Source organism: Chroococcidiopsis sp. (assembly GCF_051657925.1).
Classification (GTDB): Bacteria; Cyanobacteriota; Cyanobacteriia; order Cyanobacteriales; family Chroococcidiopsidaceae; genus Chroococcidiopsis.
On sequence record NZ_JBOFLP010000217.1, the window covers coordinates 1 to 4,337 of the forward strand.

General features: G+C 44.7%; 1 protein-coding gene and 1 pseudogene. One reads left to right on the forward strand and one right to left on the reverse strand.

Annotated elements, in window-relative coordinates:
* Positions 1-750 (forward strand): annotated as a pseudogene (locus ACRC32_RS17365) (FAD-dependent oxidoreductase); the annotation flags it as partial.
* Between the two features lie 108 nt (positions 751-858).
* Here the strand turns inward: ACRC32_RS17365 and ACRC32_RS17370 are convergent.
* Entirely contained in the window at positions 859-4,275 is a 3,417-nt protein-coding gene (locus tag ACRC32_RS17370; protein ID WP_438555147.1) for a hybrid sensor histidine kinase/response regulator, read from the reverse strand.
* Positions 4,276-4,337: the final 62 nt, after the last annotated feature.

The window sequence follows — 4,337 nt, forward strand, 5'->3', positions numbered from 1 at the left end:
CTCAAAAAAGTACAAGATTTATACTATATACAAACCGATCGAGGAACATTCTCGGCGAAAACTGTAGCTTTTGCCACTGGAGCATATAGTCTTTTATTTGCCAAAACTCTAGGTTATGGAAAAGATTATGCTCTTTTGAACGTAGCGGGAAATTTTTATTTCTCACCAGGTGTTTTAAATGGCAAAGTCTACACCGTACAAATGAAAAAAATTCCCTTTGCTGCTATTCATGGAGATCCGGAAGTTCACGACCAAAGCCTGACTAGGTTTGGTCCCACCGCCAAAGTCACTTTACTATTAGAGAATCGCAAGTATGCTACTGTTTTAGACTATCTTAAAACAGCAGGATTCAGTATCAATGCTATTATAAGTTTCTTAAATATACTATCAGATACAACTATTTTCAAATATATTTTGAGAAATTTAATTTACGATCTACCTTTAGTCGGTAAAAGACTATTTTTAAGAGAAGCACGTAAGATTGTTCCTTCTTTACAACTGAGCGAATTACAATTTGCTGAAGGTTATGGAGGAATCAGACCCCAAATTGTTAATACAAAAACTAAGCGTCTTGAAATGGGAGAAGCCAAAATTGTTGGAGAAAATATTTTGTTTAATATAACTCCCTCTCCTGGTGCTTCTACTTGCTTGCAAAATGCCGAATACGATACTGAAAAAATTGTCGCTTTTTTAGGATTGCAATATACATTTAATAAGCAACAATTCTGGGAAGATTTAGGAGATGAGTAAGGGCTAAGCTCGGGCAAATAGAATTCGTCTGCTGTATGATTGCGAGCTGAAATAGAGAGACGCACCGCGGTGCGTCTCTCTATTTCAAACGGCAACTAACTCAATTGCCTACATACTACTAGCACTACTAACAGCAATTAATACCTCACCTTTGAGCATTCTCTGAGCGCCATCAAGCAATGCTTCTTCTAAATATGGTTTAGTGAAGTAGCCGCTAGCTCCTAACTGGAGTGCCATCTGGCGGTGACGGTCGGAACCCCGCGATGTCAACATGGCTATTGGTAGTTGACTCAATCTTTCCTCTTTTTGCATCCGCGATAGCAACTCTAAGCCATCCATTCTTGGCATCTCAATGTCGCAGAAAACTAAATCGCAAGGTAAACCATCGCGGAGCTTGTCCCAAGCTTCCTGACCGTCACGCGCTTGTTCCACACGATAGCCAGCATTGGTAAATGTCATCGACAACAGCTCGCGGACGGTAATCGAATCATCAATAATTAGTACTAATGGTTCTGTTTTAACTGGCGCTGCTGATATTGGTGGTGCAGGAATATGTCTGGGCGACCAAACAGTACCTCTACCATCTTTCTGAATCCGTCCTACAGATAGATCGATTAACTCCAATACATCTGCAATCGGCACGATCCGACCGTCCCCCAAAATTGTAGCACCAGCAATTCCTGCTGGCTTGGGTGCAGGTGCTTCAAATTGTTTAATTACAATTTCTTGTTCGCCTAACACCTGGTCAACTTGGAGCGCAAAGAATGTATCGGCAGAACGGAGAATCACAATCGAAACTGCGTTGTCGTCGCGACTGCTGCCATAAATGCTACCTCTCCCTAATTGGCGAGTGAAACTGAGCAATTCTTTTAAGGGTCGGAATGGCAATAAGGAATCGCGCCAAGGAATGCAGGTCTGTCCTTCTGCGTTAGCGACGATATCATTCACGGGAATATCTATCATCTGTTCCACACCGTCCATTGGGAATGCAATTCGAGCCTTATCGCTCACGCAACAAAGTGCTTTACAAATACTCAGTGTTAGAGGTAGACGAATTGTAAAGGTTGTTCCCTTGCCCAGAGTGGAATCAGTGTGAATTGTACCTCGCATTTGTTTGAGGCTAGTCAACACCACATCCATCCCAATACCTCGTCCGGCAAATTGGTCTACTTGCTCTTTGGTGCTAAAACCTGGTTGGAAGATCAGGTTAAAGACATCCAAACGATCCATGCTGTCTGCTTCTGCTGGAGTAATTAGCCCATTTGCGATCGCTTTTGCCTTCACTTTTTCTGGATCGATACCAGCTCCATTATCGCTGACGGTAATTACGGTCTGATTGCCTTGGTGAAAAGCGCGAATTGTAATTTTGCCAGCCGCAGCTTTGCCTTTAGCAGTTCGCTCATCTGGGGTTTCAATCCCGTGAGTAATCGCATTGTTGACTAAGTGGGTCATGGGGTCGTAGAGTTGCTCCAAAAGCCCCTTGTCAATCAAAGTCTCGTTGCCTTCTACTTGTAGTTCTGCCTGCTTACCGTATTTGAGAGCAATATCACGCACGGCTCTAGGCAACCGTTCGGCAATTTGACTGAAGGGAACCATTCGCGATCGCGTGATACCTTCTTGCAAGTGGGTTGTCACTTGGCGGAAGTTGCGCGCTACTTGCTCGGTTTCACCCGTGACAAATTCAATATCTGAAGAAGCCTCGCGTACCCTGACGATCAACTCGATCATTTCCTGCGCTAAGGTATGGAAGCCTGTAAAGCGATCCATTTCTAGTGCGTCAAAGTTGACTCCAGTGGCGTGCCGTTCCTCTACTGAGGAAGAATTGCCATCTGGAACTGAAATTAGTTTTCCTCCCTGACGACTATTGAGTAAGGATGCTTCTAAGAGCGATCGCTCGTATAGTTCCTGCATCCTCGTACCCACATCACCCAACTGCTGGACTTGGTGTAGCAAGTTGTCGAGGAACTGTCGTAGCCTTTCTTGATCTTGCTCTAAGCTATTCCGGTATACAACTAGCTCCCCAACCATATTACCAATACTGTCTAGTTGCTTGACTGGCACGCGCATCATCTGCTCGAAGGCGGGACGGCGAGGGCTAGGCGCAGTTGCTGGTTGAGGTGCTGCTGGGGCTGGTTGAGGTGCAACTACATTGGTAGTTTTTGCCGGAGTCTTCTGTAATAGCTGTTCCAAATCGCCAAAGTCACCACCACTTGGAGTTGTGGTAGTAGCTGCCGCGACTTTAGGAGTTTCCTGCAATAGCTGTTCCAAATCGCCAAAGTCATCCTCACTGCTAGCGGTTGTAGTAGGTGTCTCGATCGCAGGTACGATTGGAGATGAGCTTAAATCTAATAAAGCTTCTGCCGTGGCGATCGCATTTGTGACTGATTCTTCCTCTTGCAATAAAGCATTTAGTTCGGGAAAATCGTCATCTGTTTCCACCAACTGCGAGTCAGCTAGAAAATCTGCTTGGGCTTCTCCTAGCAAGACCTCATTGTCAGTTGTATCTTGGTAGATTGATTCCACCACAGACATCAGCTCTGTAATATTCTCATCGATGATAGCCGCAGTGGAGGTAGAAAATAACTCGGCATCACTTTCAGCAATTTCAGTCATGAAATCGAAGTTATCGCCCAACTCCAAACTCGGTTCGAGTTCAAAGCTGGGAAGATCTTCGTTCTCAGTTTGGCTGGAGATCCCACCCAAACTGAGTTCTGCTTCCCCAGCACCCCAGGCGACGCTCGTAATAGAACTCTCGTCATCAAAAGATGTGTCTATTTCGCTGCTAGCGTTCCACCCTGTCATCAGTTCGGTACTGCTGAAATCGTCCGTCGCTGTCAGTGATGCGTCAGTGAGTAAATCGCTGCTAGGCTCTAATTCTAAATTGAAGGAATCATTTAATTCTACCGTGGCAGAGTTAAAGCCAATCTCTAGGGTTTCGCTGTCAGTATCCGATTGCGCGAGCGATTCTGCATCTTCTGTGGAAGCTTCGGTTACTAAGCTGAAGTTATCGCCTAACTCCAAACTTAGTTCGAGTTCAAAGCTGGGAAGATCTGCGCTTTCAATTTGATGGGTATCAAAATCTATACCTATTTCATCTTCCTCAACATTCCATGTTGTACTAGGAGGGATATTTTCTTCATCTTCCCCGACATCGAATGTCTTACCAGGAGTGGCACTTTCGTCATCAACAGGGATTGATGCTGATTGTGTGAATAGCTCTGAGTTAGATGCGTCAACACTGATACTGTCGCTCAACTCGATAATAGTGGAATCAACCCCCATTTCTAGGGCTTCACTGCTAGTATCCCACCCTGTCATCAGCTCGGTACTACTGAAATCGTCTGTTGTTGTTAGTGATTCGTTGGTGAGTAGATCGCGATCGGACTCTAATTCTAAGTTGAGAGTGTTGTCTAACTCTATTGTGGCAGAGTCGAAGCCTAGTTCTGGAGTTTCGCTACTAGCTTCCCATTGTGCGATCGATGCTGTATCTTCTGTAGGTATCTCATCTGTTGATTCTTCCAGCATGAGAAAAGAATCAATGTTTGTTACTGCTATCTCTTCTGAAGTGGGAGAAGTAAACAAATCAG

Bases quoted from the DNA above. Each gene is read 5' to 3' on its own strand.
- ACRC32_RS17370 (WP_438555147.1), bottom strand. From the start codon at position 4,275: ATGCTGGAAGAATCAACAGATGAGATACCTACAGAAGATACAGCATCG.